Below are 22,814 nucleotides of genomic sequence, written 5' to 3' on the forward strand. Positions count from 1 at the left end.
CAACGTCTCCGTCTTCGGCTATAGGAGGCCATGATGGCGGAGCATGACGATATCGAAGCGCGCGCGCTGGACTGGGTCGTCCGGACGGGTAGCGATGCGTTCGACGACTGGCCGGCGTTCCACGCCTGGCTGGAGGCGGACCCGCGTCACGCAGTGGCCTATCATGCGATGTCGATGGATATCGAGGAAATGGCGGCGACCGTGCCGCCCGTGCAGGTTGCGCCGATCGTTATGCAGCCTGCGCGGAGACGTTGGCCGGTATGGGCCGGTGGAGCGATCGCCGCGTCGCTCGCGCTGTTCGTAGGGTATGAGTCGATCGAGACGCGCGCGCATCCTTATGCCGTCGAAACCGCGGCGGGGACGATGCGGACGGTTCGGCTTGCCGATGGCAGCACGATCGCGATGGGCGGTGCGACGCGGCTGATGCTCGATCGCGACGATCAGCGGATCGCGACGTTGGAGCGCGGCGAGGCGATGTTCGTGGTCCGACACGACGACAGCGATCCGTTCGAGGTCAGCGTCGGCGGCGCACGTCTGGTCGATGTCGGCACCGCGTTCGACGTGAAGCACGCACGGGTCGAGACGCGCGTCGCCGTATCGGAAGGCGCAGTCGACTATAACCCAGGACGCGACGGCATCCGGCTCGTGAAGGGGCAGGGGCTGGTCGTGCGCGACGGCAAGGCGACCGTGACCGCGGTCGATGTCGCCAGCGTAGGATCGTGGCGCGACAGCGTGCTGGCGTATGAAGGCGCGACGCTGGCGGAAGTCGCGGACGACCTGTCGCGCGCGCTCGGCGTCGACCTGCGCGCCGATCCGGGCGTCGCCAAGCGCGCGTTCAGCGGCAGCATCGCGACGGCCAAGCTGTCGGGCGATCCCCGCCTCGCCGCGCCGTTGCTGGGTGTCGCGATCCGCAAGCGTGGTGGTCACTGGGTGATGTCCTCGCGCTCGTGAGGATGCGCGGATGTCTGGTCGTCGCGGTGCTCGCCGTCGCCGCTCCCGCGCAGGCGGGGCAGGGGGCGGTCGACTTGCCGGCGGGGCGTCTTGGGGATGCGGTGCTGGCGCTCGGGCGGCAGTCGGGGACAAGTATCGTCGTCGGCGACCCAGGGCTTTGGGCGCGGCGCGTGCCCGCGGTACGCGGTCGGATGAGCGCGCGCGAGGCGCTCGACCGGCTGGCGACTGCGGCGAATGCGGACGTCGTCGCAGCGGGTGCGGTCGGGTGGCGGCTGACCGCTCGCGCACCGCGCGTCATTCCAGTGAAGCGTCCGAAGGTCGTTCCGGTCGCCGCACCGCCGGCGGTCCAGGGCGCGGACATCGTCGTCACCGGCAGCAAGCGCGATGTCCGGTTGCGCGATTTCGCAGGGCAGGTCGCGTTGCTCGATGGTGTCGACCTTGCGCTCGGCGGCGCGGGCGGGACCGAGGCGATCCTCGCGCGGCTGGCCAGCGTATCGTCGACGCATCTGGGCGCCGGCCGCAACAAGCTGTTCATCCGCGGCATCGCCGATTCCAGCTTCACCGGGCCGACCCAGACTACCGTCGGCCAGTATTTCGGCGACCTGCGGCTGAGCTACAACGCGCCCGATCCCGATCTGCGGCTCTACGATATCGCGTCGGTCGAGGTGCTCGAGGGGCCGCAGGGTACGCTGTACGGCGCAGGGTCGCTCGGCGGCATCATCCGCACCGTGCCGAACGCGCCGGAACTGGGCGCAGTGTCGGCGTCGATCGCGGGAGGTTTGTCGGCGACGTGGCACGGCGATCCGGGCGCGGATCTGGGCGCGACGCTGAACGTGCCGCTCGGCGAGCGCGTGGCGCTGCGCGTCGTCGGCTACGGCGTGAGCGAGGGCGGGTATATCGACAATCCGGTGCTCGATCGCCGCGACGTGAACCGGACGCGGATCGGTGGTGGGCGGGCTGCGCTGCGGCTCGATGCGGGGAATGGCTGGACGGTCGATCTCGGCGGGATCGGGCAATGGACCAAGGGTGACGACAGCCAATATGCCGACCGTGACGCGCCGCCGCTGACGCGGTCGAGCGCGATCGTGCAGGGGTTTTCGGCGGACTATACGATGGGGCAGGTCGTCGTCTCGGGCACGATCGGCGGTTTGAAGGTCAAATCTTCGACCGGGATCGTCAGCCAGACGCTGACCGAACGCTACGACGCGACCCTGCCAGCAGTCGATCCGACGCTGCCGATCACCAATTGGCCTGCATTCGGCAGCCCCCTGATCGCAGCGGCGGGCAGTCCGCGCGTATTCGCGCAGCGCAATGCGACCGACATGATCGCGAACGAGACGCGGGTATGGCGGCCGATGCGCAACGGGTTCGGCTGGGTGGTCGGCGGCAGTTTCACGCACAATCGCACGCGACTGTCGCGCTCGCTCGGCCCGGTCGATGCGCCCGCGCCGGTGACCGGGGTGACCAACAGCATCGACGAAGCGACGCTGTACGGTGAGGGGAGCGTGCAGTTGGTGCGCGGATTGACCGCCACCGCCGGCGCACGGGTCACGCGGGCATCGCTCGCGGGGACCGGCGAGGACATCGCACCGGCGCGACTGGAGGCGGTTGCGCTCGCCCGTGCGCGCGTGACGGCGGACCGGATCGAGACGAGCGTGCTGCCGTCCGCCTCGCTGATCGCGGCGGTGTTGCCGAAGGTGTCGCTGTACGGCCGCTACCAGCAGGGGTTTCGGCCCGGCGGGCTCGCGATCGAGAGCGATTTCGTCCGGCGGTTCGAGAATGATCGCGTCCGGACGCTGGAGAGTGGCATGCGCTTCGGGCTCGCGGGGGTCGATCGCGCGTACCTGACGGCGAGCGTCTCGCACACGATCTGGCAGGATATCCAGGCGGACTTCATCGACGCCACCGGCCTGCCGAGTACCGCCAATATCGGCGACGGGCGGATCTGGACGTTCAGTGCGGCGGGCGGGTGGAAGCCGGTCGCCGGGCTGACGCTCGACGCGGGCTTCACCTATAACGACAGCCGCGTAACCGAACCTAGCGCGGCGCTGTTCGTGGCGCTCGCGCGGATGAGCCAGGTGCCGAATATCGCACGCTACGCCGGGCGGCTGGGCGCGGATTACCGGCGTGATGTCGGGCGGGATCTGGAACTGCGGGTGTATGGCTGGGCGCGCTATGTCGGGCGGTCGCGGTTGGGCGTCGGCCCGGTGCTGGGCGAGGAGCAGGGCGATTATCTCGATACGGCGCTGACGGCGCGGGTCGGGCGGCCTGCGTTGGGCGTGACGCTCGGGGTAACGAACCTGACCGACAGCGTAGGCAACCGGTTCGCGTTGGGGACCCCGTTCCAGGTCGGGAGCGGGCAGATCACGCCACAGCGTCCGCGGACGATCCGCATCGGCCTGGACGCCGCCTTCTGACTTCCCCCCTCCCTGAAAGGGAGGGGTAGGGGGTGGGTCGGCTTCCGCGTGTTCTAACGGTGGTGGCTCGAACAGGCCGACCCACCCCCAGCCCCTCCCTTCCAGGGAGGGGAGCTAGCAAGCGACAACTCACCCCTTCGCGTTCACCAGTGCCCGCTGATCGGCCGGCAGCAACGCCAGCGCCGTTTTGTAGCAATCCTCCACGTGCGAATTACCGACCAGCTTCATCGCGCCGAAGCTGATCGTCGCCGCCACCGCCGAACCCGCTAACGGCACGAACTTCGCCATCGATCCGACCGCCACGCGCGCGCCGACGCGGCGGAGCAGGGCAACGACGATGCGCTTGGTCACCATCCGGCCGATCATCGTGTTGCCCAGACTCGACGCCATCACCAGCGCCTGCTGTGCAAGCTGCGGCTCGAGCTTCTGCACCTGCTCGTGATCGAGCCCGAAGCGCTTGCTGATCTCCGGCAGCAGCTTGGTAAGCAGGCCGATGTCCGCGACGATATCCGCGCCGGGGATCGGCACGACGGCCGCGCCCGCCGACATCATCGAGCGCGTCGTGACGAGCCGCTTGCTGTCGTCGCGGATGCGGTCGAGTTCGGCGATGGTGGTGATCATGCTGGCGTTTCCCTGAAGATGTTGGGCCGATAACGCGCCGCCGCGGTCGTGGTGCCGCGCCATGCTGCATCAACGTTAAAGGTTCGCGGGTCGCGTCTCCGTCCTCTTCTCGAAAACACATCGAAAAGGGTTCCGTATGCGTCGTCTCCTGCTGACCACCACCTGCCTGTTCGCGGTAACGACGGGCGCCCAGGCGCAGACCGTGATCGACACCAAGCGGACCGACACGGTGCGGACCTCGACCATCAAGGCCGGCGCCCCCGACAATATCCGCATCGCCGCCGCCGGTTCGGTGACGCCGACCAGCGGCACCGCGGTCACCGTCGACAGCGTCAACTCGGTCACCAACGAAGGCACGATCCAGGTCACCAATGCCGACGGATCGACCGGTATCCTCGCCAACGCCGGCACCGGCGGCGGGATCACCAACGCGGCGACCGGCAAGATCATCATCGACGAAAGCTATGTCGCGACCGACACCGACAAGGACGGCGACCTAGACGGTCCGTTCGCGGCCGGCACCGGACGCACCGGCATCCGCACCGCGGGCGCGTACACGGGCGCGATCGTCAACAGCGGCGCGATCACCGTGAAGGGCAACAACTCCGCTGGCATCTGGCTCGGCGGACCGCTGACCGGCGCCTTCACGCATAACGGCCAGACCTCGGTCACCGGCAACGGATCGACCGGCGTGCGGATCGCCGACGTCACCGGCAACGTCCGCCTCGCCGGCACGATCGCTGCGATCGGGCAGGGCGCGGTCGCCGCGCGCGTCGATGGCGACATCGCGGGTGCGCTGGTGGTGCAGGGCGCGCTCGGCTCGACCGGCTATCGCTATGCGACGGCGCCCGCCGATACGACCAAGCTCGACGCCGACGACCTGTTGCAGGGCGGATCCGCGCTGGTCGTCGCGGGCAACGTGTCGGGCGGTATCATCTTCGCGATCCCGCCGAAGGACGCGAGCACGACCGATGCCGACGAGGACAAGGACGGTCTTCCCGACGCCACCGAAGGCTCGGCCGCGATCACCTCCTACGGCGCGGCGCCTGCCGTACAGATCGGCTCGGCCACGCGGACGATCGCGATCGGTGCGGTGGCGGGGACGGGGACCGGCTTCGGGCTGATCGTCGATGGCGGCATCGCGGGCAGCGGCGTCTATGGCGGCGTCGAGGGCAATGGCCTGGCGATCGGCGGCCTTGGCGGCGCGGTGACGATCGCAGGCGGGATCGGCATCAACGGCACCGTGGCGGCAACCGCAAACGGCGCGAGTGCCACCGCGTTGAAGCTTGGTACGGGCGCGTCGACGCCTGAAATCCGCAACGCCGGCACGATCGCCGCGTCAGGCGGCGGCACAGCCGCATCGCGTTCGACGGCAGTCCTGATCGATACCGGCGCATCCGTCGCCACGATCCGCAACAGCGGCACGATCAAGGCGACCGCGCAGGCCGCCGACGGCACCGCGATCGGCATCCTCGATCGGTCGGGCACCGTCACGCTGGTCGAGAACAGCGGCGGGATCGGTGCATCGGGTGCACTCGCCACCTCCGAGCGCAACGTCGCGATCGACCTTTCGGCGAACACGACCGGCACGATCGTTCGCCAGACCGCAGTCGCGACCGGCATCGCGGCGCCCGCGATCGTCGGCGACGTCCGCTTCGGCAGCGGCAACGACGTATTCGACGTCGCGGACGGTACCGTCACCGGCACCGCGCGCTTCGGCACCGGCAACAACCGCCTCGCGCTATCGGGCGACGCCAATTTCACCGGCGGCGCAGTGTTCGGTGCGGGCAATGACGCACTCACGCTCGCGGGGACCTCGGTATTCAGCGGCGCGGCGGACTTCGGTGGTGGAAGCGACACGCTGACGCTCGGCGGGACGTCGCGCTTCTCCGGCACGCTCGTCAATTCGGGCGGCCTCGCGGTCGCGGTCAACGGCGGTACGCTCGACATTACCAAGGCCGCATCGATCGCGTCGCTGTCGGTCGGCGGTGGCGGTATCCTCGCGGTGACGCTCGACAAGGCGGGCGGCACCAGCACGATGATCCAGGTCGCCGGCACGGCATCGTTCGACAAGGATTCGAAGCTCGCGCTGAAGCTCACCAGCGTCGTCGATGCGGAGGGCCGCTACACCGTCCTGCGCGCCGGCACGTTGACCGGTGCCGCAAACCTGACCGCAACCACGACACTCCTCCCCTTCCTATACAAGGGCAGCATCGCGACCGGCACGGGCAACGACCTGGCCGTCGACATCGCGCGTAAATCGTCGACCGAACTCGGGCTCAACCGCTCGCAGGCGTCGGCGTATGACGCGATCTACAAGGCGCTCGGCAACGACGCGAAGGTCGGCGGCGCGTTCCTCAACATCACCGAGGCCGAGGCGTTCCGGGGTTCGGTCCGCCAGATGTTGCCCGACCATGCCGGCGGCACGTTCGAGACCGTGACGATGGGCTCGCGCGCAACCGCCCGCCTGCTCGCCGACCCGCACGGCCCGTTCAAGGACGAAGGCAAATGGGGCTATTGGGTGACCCAGGTCGCGTGGGGCACGTCGAAGAGCGTCGCCGATACGGCAGGCTACGACATCAGCGGCTGGGGCGTCTCGGCGGGCGCGGAATACAAGACGGGCGTGGGCAACTTCGGGACCTCGCTCGCCTATCTCCACGGCCAGGATGCCGACGACGGCACGGACAACGAGGTGAATTCGGACCAGTATGAACTGGCCGGATACTGGCGCGGGCATTGGGGCGGTCTGCAGGCCAATGCCCGCGCTTCGGGCGCGAAGGTGAAGTTCGACGGTGTCCGTCAGTTCGCCGGCGCGATCGGCGCCGAGGCCGTTGCCCGGACCGCCAAAAGCAACTGGGACGGCGCGCTCTACGCGGCATCCGGCGGCCTGTCGTACGAGGCGGGCACCGGCATGCTCACCTTCCGCCCGGTCCTCGCGATCGATTACTACAAGCTCAAGGAGGACGGCTACAGCGAGACCGGCGGCGGCAAGGCGATCGACTTGGTCGTGCGGTCGCGGACCAGCGACGAGCTCGCGGTCACCGGCAGCGGCGCACTCGGGCTGAACTTCGGCGGACCCAAGTTCGAGAATGGCTGGTTCCGCGTCGAAGCAGAAGGCGGCCGTCGCCAGATCGTCGGCGGCGGCCTGGGCGCGACCACCGCGTCGTTCGAAGGCGGCCAGTCGTTCACGCTGACCCCCGACAAGCGCACCAGCGGCTGGGTCGGCAAGCTGCGCGGCGTCGGCGGCAACGGCATCTTCCGGATGGGCGGCGAGTTCAACGCCGAGCAGCAACAGGGCCGCGTCGCGCTGTCGTTGCGCGCCAACCTCCAGATCGGGCTTTAGGCAACCGCACTTTTCGGGGGTGGAATGGCTCGATTCCGCCCCCGGACTGTTGTCGGCGCATAGCAGGAGCGAAGATATGGCCGAAGACCGTTTGAACATCGACGTGAAGACCCTCGAGGACAATAGTGACCTGCGCCAGGTCGAGTTCGAGGCCGAAGTGAGCGAGGAACGCTATCAGTTGGCGGTCCAGTACGACGTACTCGAAGCGCTCAGCACGGTATCGCCCGAAGGCGACGCCGTGACGATCTTCAAGCAGCATGCCGAAGAGATCGCCGAACTCGGCGTCGTCGCGCTGGCGCGCGATCCCGACCAAAAGATCGTCGTCATCAGCGAAAACGATCTGGACTAGCGCCGGCATCCGGCCGATCCTCCCCACCGAGCCGGCATTGTCGTCCGGACGGTGGGAGACGGATGATGAAAACGATCTGGACGAGCGTTGTAGTGGCGATGACGATCGCGGCGGGCGCGACGACGGCGCAGGCACAGAAGGTCAGCCCCGCGGTCACCAGCGCGCTTGCCGATCCGGCGCGCGCCGACCAGCAAGGTGACGATGCCCGCCGCAAGGCCGCCGACGTCCTCGCCTTCTCCGGCGTGCGGCCGGGCAATGTCGTCGTCGATTACCTTCCGGGTGCCGGCTATTGGACCCGAATCTTCACTGGCGTCGTCGGACCCAAGGGCCACGTCTACGCAGTGTGGCCGGCAGCCGGCGCGAAATACGCCGAGAAGACGCTGCCGGCGCTTCAGGCGCGCAACCTAGCCAACGTCACCGCCGTCGTCCAGACCACCAACCTGCCGACCTCGCCCAAGCCGGTCGACCTGTTCTGGACCGTGCAGAACTACCACGACATCGCCAATAACGGCGGCGGCGAGGGCGCGTTGAAGGCGTTCGACAAGGCAGTGTTCAACATGCTCAAGCGCGGCGGCATCTACGTCGTGATCGATCATGCGGATGCCCCCGGCAGTGGCCTTAGCGGGACCGAGACGCGGCACCGGATCGACCCGGCGGTAGTAAAGGCGCAGGTCCAGGCGGCGGGGTTCAAGTTCGTTGGCGAGTCCACCGCACTGCGCAATCCGGCCGACGATCACACCAAGCCGGTATTCGACCCCGCGATCCGCGGCACGACCGACCAGTTCGTCTACAAGTTCAAGAAGCCGTAAGCGCATCGGCGACTGGTCGACGGCATTAGCGTTCGTTGATCAGTCGCCATCGCCTTTCCGTCATCGCGATCGAGTCCAGCGCTCGGGCATGGCGTTCGCAGCAGGACGGTCCTAAGCGACTTCGATGAACGACAAAATTGCTGCCCCATCGATGCGTCCAGGCGAGTTCGTCGCCTTCATCGCCGCGTTGATGGCGGTCAACGCGCTCGGCGTCGACCTGATGCTGCCCGCGCTCGCCGATATCGGCCACCAGCTTGGCATCGCCACCGCGAACCACCGCCAGTGGATCATCACCGCGTACATGCTCGGCTTCGGCGCCGGGCAGCTCGTCTACGGGCCGCTCGCGGATCGCTACGGCCGCCGGATCATCCTGCTCGTCACGCTGACGGGATTCGTCGCGGCGAGCATCTTCGCGGCCGGATCGCAGACGTTCGCGGCCTTGCTCGGCGCCCGCGTTCTTCAGGGGCTGATGTCCGCATCGACGCGCGTGCTCGCGGTCGCGATCGTGCGGGATCGGTATTCGGGTCGCCAGATGGCGCGCACGTTGTCCGTGGCGCAGATGATCTTCTTCCTCGTGCCGATCATGGCGCCGAGCCTGGGGCAGGTGCTGCTCCAGTTCGGTCCGTGGCGGTTCATCTTCTACGCGCTGGCCGGCTTCGCGGCGTTCGTCCTTGCCTGGTCGGTGACGCGGTTGCGGGAATCGCTGCCGGTCGAGCGCCGGTCGCCGCTGTCGTTCGCGTCGCTCCGCCAGGCGTACACGCTGACGCTGACCAACCGCTATTCGGCCGGCTATGCGGTCGCGGCGTCGATGACGTTCGGCGGGATCATCGCCTTCGTCTCGTCCGCGCAGCAGATCTTCGTCGACGAGTTCCACGCCGGCGAGCGATTCACGATCCTGTTCGCGGTCTGCGCGTTTTCGATGGGGTGCGCGTCGTTCGCCAACAGCCGGCTGGTCGAGCGTCTCGGCACGCGCCTCATATCGCAGGCCGCCGTACTGGGGTTGATCGCGCTGTCGGTGGTCCACATCGGCGTGATCGCCGCGGGGTCGGAATCGTTATGGACCTACATGCTGTTCCAGGCGCTGAGCATGACGTGCATCGGCCTGTGTGGCTCCAATTTCGGCGCGATGGCGATGGAGCCGGTCGGGCACATCGCCGGCACCGCATCGTCGATCCAGGGGTTCATCACCAGCGTCGGCGCGGTGATCGTTGGCTCGCTGATCGGCCAGTCGTACAACGGCACGACCTATCCGCTGGCGATCGGCTATCTCGCGATCGGGCTTGGCGTACTGGCGGTCGTGTACGTGGTCGAGGGCGGCAAGCTGTTCCACGCGCACCACAAGGCCTGATACGCGTTACGCCCCCACGCCGCGTTCGTGCGCCCACACGATCGCGGCGCTGCGCCGGTTGACGCCGATCTTCGCGTAAAGGCGCGCGACATGGTTGCGGACTGTGTTGCGCGACAGGTCGAGCCGGGTGGCGATCGCCGCATCGTCGAGGTCCTGGCAGATCAGTTCGAGCACCTCGCGCTCGCGCTTGCTGAGTTCGGTGGTGGGCGGCGTCGCGCCCGAGCCGGCGCGTGGATTTCGCAGCGTCGCCAGCTTGTCCATGATCGACCGGCTGAGCCAGTTGGCGTCCTTCATCACCGCGTCGATCGCCTCGACCAGTTCGAGTTCACCGCGGCGGCGCGCCGTGATGTCCTGGTACAGCCACAGGACGCAGGGCGTGCCGTCGACGCTGATCCGTTCGGCGGAGACGAGGCAGTCCAGCGTTTCGCCGTTCTTGTGCAGCAGGCGGACATCGTGGCCGCGAATGCCGTTCCGCTCGCGGATCTCGGTTTCCAGCTCCACTCGCTGTGCGGCGTCGTTCCAGAGCTGGAGATCGTCGGCGATCCGGTCGAGGACCGCATGATCGGTGTAGCCGGTGAGGCTCTTGAACGCGGCGTTCACCTGCACGATGCGGTTCTCGTCGCCTTTAGTGATGACCATCGCGACGGGGGCTATCTCGAACACCGCCGCGAAATGCCGTTCGCTCGCCTGCAACGCCAGTTGCGCGCGCCGCCGGGGTTCGAGGTCGGCGAAGGTGAACAGCAGGCAGTCCTCGTTGGCGAGTTCGATCGGCTGGCCGGCGAGGATGACCAGCGTCTTGTCGCCCCCCGCGAGCGGCAGCTCCGCCTCCAGTTGTGGCACGGTCTTGCCGGCGGCGACGCGTTCCTTGACGAACGGCTTGCGCTCGACCTCGGCGAGGAAGTCGAGATCGAACAGCGTCTTGCCGACGATCTGGTCGCGGTCGTAGCCGGAGAGATCGAGGAACCCCTGGTTGACGAGGACATAGCGCTGGTCGGCGACCCGCATGATGAGGGCAGGAGCGGGGTTCGCATGGAACATCGCCTGGAACCGGTCCTCCGCGTCGAACCGTTCGGAGACGTCGTTGATGACCATCCCCAGGCAATCGGGATCGCCGCCATCCTCGTCCATGACGATGTCGCGGACCTGATGAACCCAGCGCGGCTCGTCCGCATCCGGTGACGAGACCTCGACGATCAGGTCGGGAAAGCTTTCGCCGGCAAGAAGGCGCATCAACGGATATTCGCGGCGCGGCAGCTTGCGACCGTCACGGTATCGCAACCGAAAGCGCGCCGCGTAATCGTCCGCGGTCTCGCCCAGGTCGGCCAACGCCTTGACGCCGTGCATCTTCAACGCCGCCGGGTTCGCGCTGAGGATCATCCCGGTCGGATCCATCAGGATCACCCCTTCGAGCAACCCGGTCATGAGCTGTTCCAGGTGATGCAGCGTCGGGGCGTGAAGCGGCTTTCCGTTGGTCTTGGTCATGCCTGTCCAGCGACCAAAAGGGGGCTGCGGTTCCGTGCCCGGCGCTACATTTCTACCAATGCGACCGGTATGTGAGCACCAATCGCAAAATCCTGGCGCGGCGCCGAAACTGAACGGATCGGCGATCCCGACTGTTGAGCCTCCTGTACCATCCACTCGTACCATCATCGTCCAGGAGCCTCATCATGAACCTCATCATTCTTCTCGTCGTCGGCGGGCTCATCGGTTGGGTCGCCAGCATGATCATGCGTACCGATGCGCAGCAGGGCATCTTCCTCAACATCGTCGTCGGTATCGTCGGCGCATTGCTGGCCGGCTTCCTGATCACGCCGCTGATCGGTGGCGCATCGATCATGGACGGCGCGCTCAACATCCAGTCGATCCTGATCTCGCTGGTCGGCGCGGTGATCCTGCTCGCGATCGTCAACATGTTTCGTCGCGGTACGGTTCGCTGATCCGACCGGAAGGCGGCGTGGTCGACATGCCGCCTCCCACCCGGCGAACGTCCCCGTTTCCAAAACCAGAAACCCAGGAGAGTATCATGACCGTTCGAGCATTCATGGCATGCGGCGCAATGCTGCTGGCCTCCAGCGCCGTCGCCCAGACCGCAACGCATGCCGGCGCGCACAACCCGGCCGTCAAGAACAACGATGCCGCCCATGTCGCGGCACCGGCCAAGGGCGCCAATTCCTTCTCCGAGGATCAGGCTCGCGGTCGACTGACCAAGGCCGGCTACCAGTCGGTCTCGCGTCTGGCGAAGGACAAGGACGGCGTCTGGCGTGGCAGCGCGACCAAGGCCGGCAAGAATCTCAATGTCGGGCTCGACTACAAGGGCAACGTGACCGCGCGCTGATCCAATTTTCCAGGAGAGATACGATGACCAAGACCCTTACCCGCCTGTTCGACGATTACTCGGATGCGAAGTCCGCCCTTAACGATCTTGAGCGCCTCGGCGTACCGCACGACTCGATCAGCATCGTCGCTAACAACGCCGATGGCGCGCATGGCGATCACGACACGTCGCTGGACGACGTCAACGATCGTGGCGATGTCAGCCGTGGTGTCTCGACCGGTGCGGCCGTCGGCGGCGTCGGCGGCCTGCTCGCCGGTCTCGGCCTGCTAGCGATCCCGGGCCTGGGGCCGATCGTCGCTGCCGGCTGGCTCGCGTCGACCGTCGTCGGTGCCGGTATCGGTGCAGCAGGCGGTGCGGCCACCGGCACGATCGTCGGCGCATTGAAGGACGCCGGTCACACCGATGACGAGGCGCATGTCTATTCGGAAGGCGTCCGTCGCGGCGGCACGTTGCTCAGCGCACGCGTCGACGACAGCCTCGCGACCGATGCCGAAGCGGTTCTCGATCGTCATCGTTCGGTCGATGCGACTACGCGTGGTGCAGCTTATCGCCAGGACGGCTGGACGCGCTTCGACGAGGCAGCGTCCGCGTACACGCGCGACGAAGTCGTTGCCGAGCGTGGCCGCTATGGTTCGGTATCGTCGACCAATTCGACGACCTACTGAACGACGTCGTCACGGTCCTTGCCGCCAGCGTATCGGGCGGCGGGTGTGACAGCGTCGGAATAGCGAAGGGGTCGGTTTGGGTTCACCCCAAACCGACCCCTTCGTCGTTCAACTACAGGCCGAAGACCTTAGCCGTGCAGCGACCGACGGAACGTCTCGGGTAGGAACACCAGCCCGACCAGCACCGTCACCGCGCAGGCGACGATCGGATACCAAAGGCCGTAGTAGATATCTCCCGTCGCCGCGACCATCGCGAACGCCGCGGTCGGCAGGAACCCGCCGAACCAGCCATTGCCGATATGATAAGGCAACGACATGGAAGTGTAGCGAATCCGCGTCGGGAACAACTCGACCAGCAGCGCGGCGATCGGGCCGTAGACCATCGTCACGTACAGCACGAGCAGGACGAGGATCGCGATCACCATCGGCTTGTTGATCTGCGCCGGGTCCGCCTTTTCGGGGTAGCCTACTGCGGTCAGTGCGGTCTTCACCTCGGCACCGAACGCCTTGATCGCCGCCGCCTTGTCAGGACCCGTAACGACCGCCGGATTGACGACCGGGATGGTCGTGCCGCCGATGTGGATCTGCGCGACGGTGCCGGCCGGCGCGATCACGTTGGCATAGGAGATGCCGGCCTTCGCCAGATACGCCTTGGCGATGTCGCACGAGCTTTTGTCGAACTTGTTCTTGCCGACCGGATCGAACTGCACCGAACATTCGTCGGGATTGGCGACGACGCTCACCGGCGAATTGGCCTGTGCTGCATAGAGCGCCGGGTTGGCGGCCTTCGACAGCGCATGGAACAGCGGCATGTACGTCAGCGCAGCGAGCGCGCAGCCCGTCAGGATGATGTATTTCCGCCCGATCTTGTCCGACAGCCAGCCGAAGAAGATGAACGCCGGCGTCGCGATCAGCAGCGCGATCGCGATCAGGATGTTGGTGGTAGGTCCGTCGACGCGCAGGTTCTTCTCGAGGAAGAACAACGCGTAGAACTGACTGGTGTAGAAGATGACGCCCTGGCCGACGACCGCACCGAACAATGCGATCAGCACGACCTTCAAATTGCTCCACTGCCCGAACGCTTCGGTCAGCGGTGCCTTCGAGGTCTTGCCTTCGTCCTTCATCTTCTGGAACACCGGGCTCTCTTCGAGCTGCATGCGGATCCAGAGCGACACGGCGAGCAGCGCGATCGAGACGATGAACGGGATGCGCCAGCCCCATGCCGCGAATGCCTCTTCGCCGACCAGAGTCCGCACGCCGATCACGATCAGCAGCGCCGCGAACAGCCCGAGCGAGGCGGTGGTCTGGATGAAGCTGGTGAACAGCCCGCGTTTCTTGTCGGGCGCATGCTCTGCGACATAGGTCGCGGCACCACCATATTCGCCGCCGAGCGCGAGGCCCTGCAACAGGCGCAGCACGACGAGGGCGATCGGCGCGGCGACGCCGACCGACGCGTAGCTTGGCAGCAGGCCGACCAGGAAGGTCGACAGGCCCATGATTGCCATCGTCACGAGGAACGTGTTCTTGCGCCCGACGACATCACCGATCCGCCCGAACACCAGCGCGCCGAACGGCCGCACCGCGAACCCCGCCGCGAACGCCGCGAGCGCGAAGATGAACCCGGTCGTCTCGTTGACGCCCGAGAAGAACTGCGCGGTGATGATCGTCGCCAGCAGGCCGTAGAGGTAGAAATCATACCATTCGAACACCGCGCCGAGCGACGACGCGATGATGATGAGCGGCTGGCTCTGCTTCACGTGCCCGAGGGGCGAAGCATCCCCTGTTGTAGTCGCCATGGCAGTATCCTCTCAGGTGGAGCGATTATGTTTTAGAACGAGTAGCGTGCGGCGAGTTCGCCGCGGTCGAGCTTGCCGACCTGGCCGTCGACCAGCCGTCGTTCCGCGTGGCGGAACTCGACACCCAGATCGATGGCCTTGATCGGCGAGAAGAACAGGTTGGCAGACGTGCTCCACGCCGACGCGCTGGCGCCGATCGGTTCGCCGCCGGTCGGGTAGTCGATCGACTGGACGCTGCCGATGAAGGTCGAGCGCAGCTTGTCGGTCCAGCCGAGCTTGAGCGCCGCGAAGCCAGCGGTGAGGCTGGGCGTCCGCAATTCCGCTCCCGGCACCGCCGCGAAGACGGCGTCGGGCGCGAGGTTCAGGCCGACATACCGGCCGATCCCGTCGCCGTGCGTGACCATGAAGCGGATATCGGAACGGCCCGACACGTCGAGTGGCACCTTGCCCGCAAACGACACGCCCCAGCCCGTCGCACTCTCGTTCAGCGGTCCGGTGTCGATGGTCAGCTTGCGCGCCAGACCCGCGAGCGAGAACTCGCCGAACGCAGTCTTGTAGTTCAGCCGAGCCGCGACGTCGGGCAGGCGATCGTCCGCATTCTCGACGATCGCGGCAGACGTCAGGCCGGTCGACGCCGTCTCCGGGTTCTCGGCCGCGACCGACACCGTCAGTGTATCGCTCAACTTGCGCGTATACCGTATCTGAGCCTGCCGAACGAACACGCTACCCTCCGACGGTCCGATGAAGTCGGTCGTCTCGGGCAGCGCGCCGATATACTGGAAGGTCGTCCATTCCTGACCGAACAGCCAGTTGTCGTAGGTGAAGAACGCGCGACGCAGGCCGGGGTTGTATCCACTGACGACGCGCTGGTTACCCTGCGATCCCGGCACGACTTGAAAATCGACTTCGAGCAGACCCTTCAGGCTGTGCCCCGCGATCGGCGTATCCGTCGCCAGCACGATCCGCGTCTGCTTGGCATGCGATTCCAGGCTGTTGCCCTCGTTGCGACCGCCGACCGGAATCATGCTGGGAAAATAGAAGTCGCGACCGACCGACTCGGGGGCGATGTTGCCGCCGCTGTAGCGACTGACCGACGCCCAGGTCTTGATGAAGCCGTTGAGCTTGACCGTCGTCCCCGCGACCTTGAACCCGTCGGTCGACGCTGCGGCGGGTGCTTTCGCCTCGGCAAGCGCGGTCGGCGCGGTCGGCCCGACGGGGGGCGTCGGATGCAGATCGTTCGGCGCGGACGCGACCGCGGTCGGTGCGGCGGTCGACGTCGCTGGAGCAGCAGGTCGTGGCGGGGCCGCAGCCGTCGCCCGCGCTGCGTTCAGCTCGCCGCGCAGGTCCTGCACCGCCGCTTCCAGCGCCTTCAGCCGAGTCTCGAGCTCGACCTCGCGCGCCGTCTGCGCTTGCGCCAAGCCGGGTACCAGCGCGGTGCCCGCGAGCAGCGCCGTCAAGGCCAGCCGTTTCTTGAACGCCATGAATGTCATCCCCGTCTCCGCGCTTTTCCACTGGTCTTACGCGTGGAATTAGCGTCGTCATCATGGCGCATTGCGTCCCTCCGTCCACCCCTTACTTTGGTGCGGGATGATCGTGCCGACACGACAGCGTACAGCGCGGCAAAAGGAGAGCCAGATGACCGAGGCAAGCTATCCCGTCCCCGCGGAATGGGCGAAGGACGCCCTGATCGACGCCGCCGCCTATGACCGGATGTATGCCGAGGCCGCGACCGACCCCGACGCGTTCTGGGCGGAGGAGGCCAAGCGCCTCGACTGGATCGTGCCGCCGACCAAGATCAAGGATACGTCGTTCGACGAGAGCGACTTCCACATCCGCTGGTTCGAGGACGGCCAGCTTAACGTCGCCGCGAACTGCGTCGATCGCCACGCCGACGCGCGCCCCGACGCGACCGCGATCCTGTGGGAAGGCGACGACCCCGCCGACGACCGCAAGATCAGCTATGCCGAACTGCGCGACGAGGTGTCGAAGCTCGGCAATGCGCTGAAGGCGAAGGGCGTCCAGAAGGGCGACCGCGTCACCATCTATCTGCCGATGATCCCCGAGGCGGCGTTCGCGATGCTCGCCTGCGCGCGGATCGGTGCGATCCATTCGGTGGTGTTCGGCGGCTTCTCGCCCGAGAGCCTGTGCAACCGCATCCACGACTGCGACAGCCGCATCGTCATCACCGCCGACGAAGGCCTGCGCGGCGGCAAGACCGTGCCGTTGAAGGCCAATGTCGACGCCGCGCTCGACCACGGTGATCTCGCGGTCGAGACCGTCATCGTCGTCCGCCGCACCGGCGGCAAGGTCACCATGACCGAAGGTCGCGACTGCTGGTATGCGGACTGCGTCGAGGGCCAGTCGACAAACTGCACACCCGAGCCGATGAACGCCGAGGACCCGCTGTTCATCCTCTACACCAGCGGCTCGACCGGCCAGCCCAAGGGCGTGCTCCACTCGACCGGCGGCTATCTGGTGTGGGCGTCGATGACGCATGAATACGTCTTCAACTACCGCCCCGGCGAGATCTTCTGGTGTGCGGCGGACGTCGGCTGGGTCACCGGCCACACCTATTCGCTGTACGGCGCGCTCGCCAACGGCGCGACCACCGTGATGTTCGAGGGCGTGCCGAACTATCCCGATCACAGCCGCTTCTGGCAGATCGTCGATAAGTACCAGGTCAACATCCTCTACACCGCGCCGACCGCGCTCCGGTCGCTGATGCGCGAGGGCGACGACTGGGTGACGCGCACGAGCCGCAAGTCGCTCCGCTTGCTCGGCTCGGTCGGCGAACCGATCAATCCGGAAGCGTGGAACTGGTATCACACCGTCGTCGGCGACGGTCGCTGCCCGATCGTCGACACCTGGTGGCAGACCGAGACAGGTGGGCACATGATCTCGCCACTGCCCGGGGCGACCGCGCTTAAACCCGGGAGCGCGACCAAGCCCCTGTTCGGCGTGATGCCCGAACTGGTCGATGCGGACGGGAAGGTTTTGGAGGGCGCGGTCGAGGGCAACCTCGTCATCGCCGACAGCTGGCCCGGCCAGATGCGGACCGTGTGGAACGATCACGAGCGCTTCTTCCAGACGTACTTCTCGACCTATCCCGGCAAGTATTTCACCGGCGACGGCTGCCGCCGTGACGAGGACGGTTATTACTGGATCACCGGCCGCGTCGACGACGTCATCAACGTCAGCGGCCACCGCATGGGCACCGCCGAAGTCGAGAGCGCGCTCGTTGCGCATTCGAAGGTCGCCGAAGCCGCGGTCGTCGGCATGCCGCACGACGTGAAGGGCCAGGGCATCTACGCGTACGTCACGCTCAACGCGAACGCCGAGCCGAGCGAGGACCTGCGCAAGGAACTCGTCCAATGGGTCCGCCGCGAGATCGGGCCGATCGCGACCCCCGACATCCTCCAGTTCGCGCCCGCCTTGCCCAAGACACGCTCGGGCAAGATCATGCGCCGGATCCTGCGCAAGATCGCGGAGAACCAGCTCGATCAGCTCGGCGACACGTCGACACTCGCCGATCCCGCGGTGGTCGATGCGCTGATCGCGGGCCGCGAGGAGGCCGCTCCCGTACCCGCATGACGCGCACGATCCTCATCGCGGACGATCACCCGCTGTTCCGCCAGGCGTTAAAACTGGCGGTCAGCCGCGCCGCGCCTGATGCGGTCGTGATCGAGGCGGGGCAACTTTGTGAGGCGGTCGACGCGGTGCGCGCGGCGGAGCGGCTCGACCTGATCCTGCTCGACCTGCGGATGCCGGGGTCGGAAGGGTTCGCGGGCGTCGCGCTGCTCCACGCCGAACGCCCGGACACACCGATCATGGTGATCTCCTCGGCTGACGAAGCAGAGGCGGCACCGCGTGCGCGGGCGTATGGCGCAATAGGCTTCGTCTCCAAGACCGCCGACCTCGCCACGCTCGAAACCGCCGTAGCCCGCGCACTCGCCGGCGAACGCGACGCGCCGAGTGAGAGTGCCTCCGTCGATGACATGGCGACGCGGGTTGCGAGCCTCACCCCGACCGAACTCAAAGTCCTGCTCGGCGTGCTGGCCGGTCGCCTCAACAAGCAAGTCGCCTTCGACCTCGGTATCTCCGAAGGCACGGTAAAGGGTCACATGACCGCCATCCTGCGCAAGCTAGGCGTCCAGAACCGCACGCAAGCCGTCCTCGCGGCGAGGGCGATGGACATCCACTTCGCCGACTAATCGCGCGCCACCTACTGCCCCAACGTCATCCTGACGAAAGTCAGGACCCAGGATACCACCCACACCGATCGAAACTCTGGGTCCTGACGTTCGTCAGGATGACGGCTTGTGACCGTGGCTTGATCCTCCCCCGCCAGAAGGAGGTGGCGCCGGAGGCGACAGAGGGGGAGGAACACGCAACAGCAGTTCCCTCTTTCCTCCCCCTCCGTCAGGCAAGCGCCTGCCACCTCCCCCTTGCGGGGGAGGATCAACTCCCCCACGCCGCGGCCGCAGACGCATCCTCGATAAACCGCCACAAATCCGCCGGCACCACCGGCTTCGTCAGCACCACCAGCCCAACACACCGCGGATCGTCCGCAACCGAGCGATCCGCCGTCACCAGCGCAATCGCCGGCGCCGGCACCATCGCCCGCAGCCGTGCCACGACATCCAGCCCATCCTCCGCCTCGTCCAGATGAAAGTCGACCAGCGCCACATCCGGCTCCTCGTCCGCCGCCAGCTCCATCGCCTCGGCGATCGTCGCGGCTAGCAACGGCACGCACCGCCGAGCGCGCAACGCCGCATCGAGCGCCGCCAGGATCGTCGCATCGTTATCGAGACACAGCACCCGCAACCCCGGCACCAGCGCGCGCGTCGCCAAGGGCGTCGGCAACGCCACGTCCAACCCGGCAGGCGCGAGCGGCACCCGCACCGCAAACGTCGTCCCCCGCCCCAAGTCCGATCGCAACTCCACCGCCGACCCGAGCAACCGCGCTATCCGCCGGACGATCGCCAGCCCGAGCCCGACGCCGCCGCCCGCGCTGCCCTTGCTCTCCAACCGCTCGAACTCCTCGAAGATCCGCTCGCGGTCCGCCGCCGCGATCCCCGGCCCGTTATCCCTCACCTCGATCAGCACATCGCCACCCCTACGCCGCGCCCCGATCCAGATCCGCCCATCCGCCGAATAGCGCACCGCATTCGACAGGAAATTCTGCAGGATCGAGCGCAGCAGCGACCGATCCGTCGCGACGCTGAACGCCCCGGGATGCGCCGCAAGCACCAGCCCGCGCTCGCCCGCCAACGGCCGGAACTGCACCGCCAGTTCCTCGATCAACGCCCCCAGCGCAAACCGCTCGACCTTCGGCACGACGCCCCCCGCATCGAGCCGCGACACGTCGAGCAGCGCGCGCAGCAACGTGTCCGCCGACCCGATCGCGCCATCGATCGCGCGCACCAGCTCGGCCTGATGCGGCGCCCTGTCCTCGGCAAGCGCCGCGCAGAACAGCCGCGCCGCGTGCAACGGCTGCAACAAATCGTGGCTCGCCGCCGCCAGGAACCGCGTCTTGTCGCGCGTCGCGGTCTCGGCGATCGCGCGCGCCTCGCCGAGCATGTGGTTCGACCGCGCGAGGTCCTGCGTCCGCGCCGCCACCCGCGCCTCGAGATCGGCCTGCGCCTCCTTCTCCGCGGTGATGTCGGTGAAACTCTGAACGTACCCCCCGCCCGGCATCGGCCGCCCGACCATCTTGATCCACCGCCCCGACGGTCGCTGCCGCTCGAAACTATGTGGCGTCCCGCGCGCGAGGTGCGCCACCCGCCGCCCGACATGCGCCGCGATATCGCCCGCGATGCCTTCGCGCTCGGCATTGTAGCGGATCAGGTCGGCGATCGAACGCCCGACGACGACATAGCCCTCGGGATAGTCGAACATCTCGACATAGCGCGGATTCCACGCGACAAGCCGCAGGTCCGCGTCGATCACGCTGACGCCCGGATCGATCGTCTCCAGCGTCGCGGACAACAGCGTGCGCGAGAATCGCAGCGAGCGGCCGCGCTGGTCGAGCAGGCGGACCACGTCGCTGACGTCGATCGCCGACCCGGCAATGCTCGACGCGACGATCTTGCGCGCCGACGGAGCGCCGATCACGCCTGCGATCAACCGCTCGGCAGTGCGCGCGGCGGGCCCGTCGATCGGCGCGCGCGGATCGGCGGACACCAGATCCAGCGCCAGCGCCTCGGTATCGCCGACGAACCTGGCCACGAGCGACTTCAACTCGCCGAGCGTCGTGACGTGATCGAGCGCGCTGTTGCCGCGCTGGCGTTCGCGGACGTGCAAACCCGCCATCAGCGCGACGTTGACGCCGAGACTCCACACCGTGCCATTGACCAGCGGCGAGCCGATCCGCCAGCCGAGCAACGCATCGGGATCGAGCCACCCCCGCGTAAACTGCGCCAGCGCCGGGCCGACGCCCTCGCCGATCGACGGCAGCAACAGGCAGTAGATCCAGACGATCACGCCCCCGACCAGTCCCGCGCGCGCGGCGGTGTGGTTGGCGAAGTTCCACCCGACCGTCGCGATCAGCGCAGGCGCGAACTGCGCGACGCCGGCGAATGCGATGAGCCCGATCGACGCGAGCGGCAGGTCCGCGCCGAGGCTTCGGCCATACAGCAGCGCGACCGCGACGATCGCGGCGATGATGACCCGCCGCACGCGCAGCATCCGCCGGCCGAGTTCGCCCTCGCCCGCCTCGCCGTGCCGCCGGAGCAGCAACGGCGCGAGCAGGTCGTTGGTCGCCATCGTCGACAGCGCGATCGTCTCGACCACCACCATCGCCGTCGCCGCCGAGAAACCGCCCAGAAACGCGAGCAGCGCGACCAAGTGATGGCCCTGCTGTAACGGCACCGCCAGCACGTACAGGTCGGGTTCGGCATCGCCCGGCAGCAGCGTCATCCCGGCGAGCGCCAGCGGCAGCACGAGCAGCGAGATCACGACCATGTACGCAATGAACGGCCCGCGCGCTTTGGCGACCGGCTCCGGACCCTGCGCCTCAATCACGCCGACATAGAATTGCCGCGGCAGGCACAGGATCGCGAGCGCCGACAGCAGCGTCCGAACCCAGAAATCGGACGTCAGCGCGTCCCAGGTGAAGCCGGACCGAAGCCGCGCCATCGGCGGCGCCAGCATCTCCGCCGGCACGTCGGCGAGCAGCGCCACCGTCACCACCCCGAGCACGACGAAACACAGCAGCTTGATCAGCGACTCCGCCGCGATCGCCGCGACGACGCCGGGGTTGCGCCCCGCAACTTCATACCGCCGCGCCCCGAAGACGATCGCGAACACCGCCAGCAGCAGCGCTACGAACGTACCGACCTCCGCCGAACTCCCCACACCCGCGATTGCGCCAAAACTCAGCGTCACCGATCGCAGCTGAAGCGCGATATACGGCACCGACGCGAGCAACGCCGTCCCAGCGACGATCGCCGCAGTCCCTCGGCTCCGCCCATAGCGCGCGGAGATGAAGTCCGAGATCGAACTCGACCCTTCCTCGCGCGCCAACCTTACAAGCCGCGCGAGAAACTTCGGTGCGAGCAGGAACACCAAAGCCGGCCCGAGATAGATTGCGAGGTAATCCCACCCCCGCGTCGCCGCGGTGCCGACCCCGCCGAAGAACGTCCAGCTGCTGCAATACACCGCCAGCGAAAGCGGATAGGCGATCCGCTGGAGCCGCACCGACAGCCCACGCCGGTCGACGATCCAGGCGATCCCGAACAGCAGCGCGCCATAGGTCAGGATCGCGACGATGACACTTGGCCCGACGATGGCAGCGCTCCGGTTCAGGATTGAGCCGACGATCTAGCACAGGAAGCGCGCCCGTCGTCGACCGGTATGTGGCGCGCCGCGACGGCTAGCGGCTTGCACCGATCATCCGCCCGCGCTATCGCCGCACCGCTCTCGTGTCGGAACACTCCCGAGAGCCTGCTTGGAAACCCAACGGTTTCAACAGCATGCGGGTATAGTACAATGGTAGTACAGCAGCCTTCCAAGCTGAATACACGGGTTCGATTCCCGTTACCCGCTCCACCCCCGACCGAAATCATCGAACTACGCGCATAGTGCCAGCACGCGTGCGTTCACGGCGGTCGCGCCATAAACGTAAGCAACATTGACCCTTGCACTCTCCTGCTGCGCTGCGGCAAAGGGGAATCGTCGGG

General features: G+C 67.2%; 16 protein-coding genes and 1 tRNA gene. 12 read left to right on the forward strand and 5 right to left on the reverse strand.

Going from position 1 to position 22,814, the window contains the following annotated elements:
- Window positions 1-33: 33 nt before the first annotated feature.
- Both C8J25_RS00690 and C8J25_RS00695 read left to right on the forward strand, forming a co-directional pair.
- Window positions 34-951 (forward strand): FecR family protein, encoded by a 918-nt coding sequence (locus tag C8J25_RS00690; protein WP_167397632.1) that lies wholly within the window; start codon window positions 34-36, stop codon window positions 949-951.
- 2 nt (window positions 952-953) lie between these two features.
- A complete protein-coding gene (locus C8J25_RS00695; RefSeq protein WP_107951851.1) occupies window positions 954-3,368 on the forward strand; it encodes a TonB-dependent receptor in 2,415 nt (804 codons plus the stop codon).
- A gap of 129 nt (window positions 3,369-3,497) precedes the next feature.
- Here C8J25_RS00695 and C8J25_RS00700 read toward each other — a convergent pair whose 3' ends face one another.
- The gene (locus tag C8J25_RS00700) at window positions 3,498-3,989 is read right to left on the reverse strand and encodes a hypothetical protein (RefSeq protein ID WP_107951852.1); all 492 of its coding nucleotides are present in this window, start codon (window positions 3,987-3,989) and stop codon (window positions 3,498-3,500) included.
- Between the two features lie 136 nt (window positions 3,990-4,125).
- On the opposite strand from C8J25_RS00700, the gene C8J25_RS00705 reads away from it, so the two are divergent.
- The 4 genes from C8J25_RS00705 to C8J25_RS00720 all read left to right on the forward strand — a co-directional run bounded on the left by C8J25_RS00705 (window position 4,126) and on the right by C8J25_RS00720 (window position 9,838).
- Window positions 4,126-7,332, forward strand: coding sequence for an autotransporter outer membrane beta-barrel domain-containing protein (locus C8J25_RS00705; protein WP_107951853.1), 3,207 nt, complete (start codon window positions 4,126-4,128; stop codon window positions 7,330-7,332).
- Window positions 7,333-7,408: 76 nt separating this feature from the next.
- Entirely contained in the window at window positions 7,409-7,681 is a 273-nt protein-coding gene (locus C8J25_RS00710) for a hypothetical protein (protein WP_107952519.1), read from the forward strand.
- Window positions 7,682-7,746: 65 nt separating this feature from the next.
- Window positions 7,747-8,490: a class I SAM-dependent methyltransferase gene (locus C8J25_RS00715; protein ID WP_244186634.1), complete on the forward strand. Its 744-nt coding sequence runs from the start codon at window positions 7,747-7,749 to the stop codon at window positions 8,488-8,490.
- A 151-nt stretch (window positions 8,491-8,641) separates the two neighbouring features.
- Window positions 8,642-9,838, forward strand: coding sequence for a multidrug effflux MFS transporter (locus tag C8J25_RS00720; RefSeq protein ID WP_107952523.1), 1,197 nt, complete (start codon window positions 8,642-8,644; stop codon window positions 9,836-9,838).
- 6 nt (window positions 9,839-9,844) lie between these two features.
- Here C8J25_RS00720 and C8J25_RS00725 read toward each other — a convergent pair whose 3' ends face one another.
- Window positions 9,845-11,320 (reverse strand): helix-turn-helix transcriptional regulator, encoded by a 1,476-nt coding sequence (locus C8J25_RS00725; protein ID WP_107951854.1) that lies wholly within the window; start codon window positions 11,318-11,320, stop codon window positions 9,845-9,847.
- 185 nt (window positions 11,321-11,505) lie between these two features.
- On the opposite strand from C8J25_RS00725, the gene C8J25_RS00730 reads away from it, so the two are divergent.
- The 3 genes from C8J25_RS00730 (at window position 11,506) to C8J25_RS00740 (ending at window position 12,838) form a co-directional block, all read left to right on the forward strand.
- Window positions 11,506-11,775: a GlsB/YeaQ/YmgE family stress response membrane protein gene (locus tag C8J25_RS00730; protein ID WP_056061356.1), complete on the forward strand. Its 270-nt coding sequence runs from the start codon at window positions 11,506-11,508 to the stop codon at window positions 11,773-11,775.
- 86 nt (window positions 11,776-11,861) lie between these two features.
- Entirely contained in the window at window positions 11,862-12,173 is a 312-nt protein-coding gene (locus tag C8J25_RS00735; protein ID WP_107951855.1) for a hypothetical protein, read from the forward strand.
- A gap of 23 nt (window positions 12,174-12,196) precedes the next feature.
- Window positions 12,197-12,838: a general stress protein gene (locus C8J25_RS00740; RefSeq protein ID WP_107951856.1), complete on the forward strand. Its 642-nt coding sequence runs from the start codon at window positions 12,197-12,199 to the stop codon at window positions 12,836-12,838.
- Window positions 12,839-12,966: 128 nt separating this feature from the next.
- Here the strand turns inward: C8J25_RS00740 and C8J25_RS00745 are convergent, their stop codons facing one another.
- Window positions 12,967-14,634: an MFS transporter gene (locus tag C8J25_RS00745; RefSeq protein WP_107951857.1), complete on the reverse strand. Its 1,668-nt coding sequence runs from the start codon at window positions 14,632-14,634 to the stop codon at window positions 12,967-12,969.
- Between the two features lie 32 nt (window positions 14,635-14,666).
- The gene (locus tag C8J25_RS00750; RefSeq protein ID WP_244186636.1) at window positions 14,667-16,115 is read right to left on the reverse strand and encodes a DcaP family trimeric outer membrane transporter; all 1,449 of its coding nucleotides are present in this window, start codon (window positions 16,113-16,115) and stop codon (window positions 14,667-14,669) included.
- A 154-nt stretch (window positions 16,116-16,269) separates the two neighbouring features.
- On the opposite strand from C8J25_RS00750, the gene acs reads away from it, so the two are divergent.
- The gene (acs, locus tag C8J25_RS00755) at window positions 16,270-18,225 is read left to right on the forward strand and encodes an acetate--CoA ligase (protein WP_107952529.1); all 1,956 of its coding nucleotides are present in this window, start codon (window positions 16,270-16,272) and stop codon (window positions 18,223-18,225) included.
- The gene (locus tag C8J25_RS00760; RefSeq protein ID WP_107951858.1) at window positions 18,222-18,845 is read left to right on the forward strand and encodes a response regulator transcription factor; all 624 of its coding nucleotides are present in this window, start codon (window positions 18,222-18,224) and stop codon (window positions 18,843-18,845) included. Before acs ends, C8J25_RS00760 begins: the two co-directional genes overlap by 4 nt.
- 247 nt (window positions 18,846-19,092) lie before the next feature.
- Here C8J25_RS00760 and C8J25_RS00770 read toward each other — a convergent pair whose 3' ends face one another.
- Entirely contained in the window at window positions 19,093-22,332 is a 3,240-nt protein-coding gene (locus C8J25_RS00770; protein ID WP_244186638.1) for a hybrid sensor histidine kinase/response regulator, read from the reverse strand.
- A gap of 277 nt (window positions 22,333-22,609) precedes the next feature.
- Between C8J25_RS00770 and C8J25_RS00775 the strand changes: the two genes are divergently transcribed.
- A tRNA-Gly gene (locus tag C8J25_RS00775) sits at window positions 22,610-22,683 on the forward strand.
- Window positions 22,684-22,814: the final 131 nt, after the last annotated feature.

The organism is Sphingomonas faeni (genome assembly GCF_003053745.1).
Taxonomy (GTDB): Bacteria; Pseudomonadota; Alphaproteobacteria; order Sphingomonadales; family Sphingomonadaceae; genus Sphingomonas; species Sphingomonas faeni.

Coding starts and splice junctions, on each gene's coding strand:
- C8J25_RS00690 (WP_167397632.1), top strand. CDS start 34: ATGGCGGAGCATGACGATATCGAAGCGCGCGCGCTGGACTGGGTCGTC.
- C8J25_RS00695 (WP_107951851.1), top strand. CDS start 954: ATGCGCGGATGTCTGGTCGTCGCGGTGCTCGCCGTCGCCGCTCCCGCG.
- C8J25_RS00700 (WP_107951852.1), bottom strand. CDS start 3,989: ATGATCACCACCATCGCCGAACTCGACCGCATCCGCGACGACAGCAAG.
- C8J25_RS00705 (WP_107951853.1), top strand. CDS start 4,126: ATGCGTCGTCTCCTGCTGACCACCACCTGCCTGTTCGCGGTAACGACG.
- C8J25_RS00710 (WP_107952519.1), top strand. CDS start 7,409: ATGGCCGAAGACCGTTTGAACATCGACGTGAAGACCCTCGAGGACAAT.
- C8J25_RS00715 (WP_244186634.1), top strand. CDS start 7,747: ATGAAAACGATCTGGACGAGCGTTGTAGTGGCGATGACGATCGCGGCG.
- C8J25_RS00720 (WP_107952523.1), top strand. CDS start 8,642: ATGCGTCCAGGCGAGTTCGTCGCCTTCATCGCCGCGTTGATGGCGGTC.
- C8J25_RS00725 (WP_107951854.1), bottom strand. CDS start 11,320: ATGACCAAGACCAACGGAAAGCCGCTTCACGCCCCGACGCTGCATCAC.
- C8J25_RS00730 (WP_056061356.1), top strand. CDS start 11,506: ATGAACCTCATCATTCTTCTCGTCGTCGGCGGGCTCATCGGTTGGGTC.
- C8J25_RS00735 (WP_107951855.1), top strand. CDS start 11,862: ATGACCGTTCGAGCATTCATGGCATGCGGCGCAATGCTGCTGGCCTCC.
- C8J25_RS00740 (WP_107951856.1), top strand. CDS start 12,197: ATGACCAAGACCCTTACCCGCCTGTTCGACGATTACTCGGATGCGAAG.
- C8J25_RS00745 (WP_107951857.1), bottom strand. CDS start 14,634: ATGGCGACTACAACAGGGGATGCTTCGCCCCTCGGGCACGTGAAGCAG.
- C8J25_RS00750 (WP_244186636.1), bottom strand. CDS start 16,115: ATGGCGTTCAAGAAACGGCTGGCCTTGACGGCGCTGCTCGCGGGCACC.
- acs (WP_107952529.1), top strand. CDS start 16,270: ATGACCGAGGCAAGCTATCCCGTCCCCGCGGAATGGGCGAAGGACGCC.
- C8J25_RS00760 (WP_107951858.1), top strand. CDS start 18,222: ATGACGCGCACGATCCTCATCGCGGACGATCACCCGCTGTTCCGCCAG.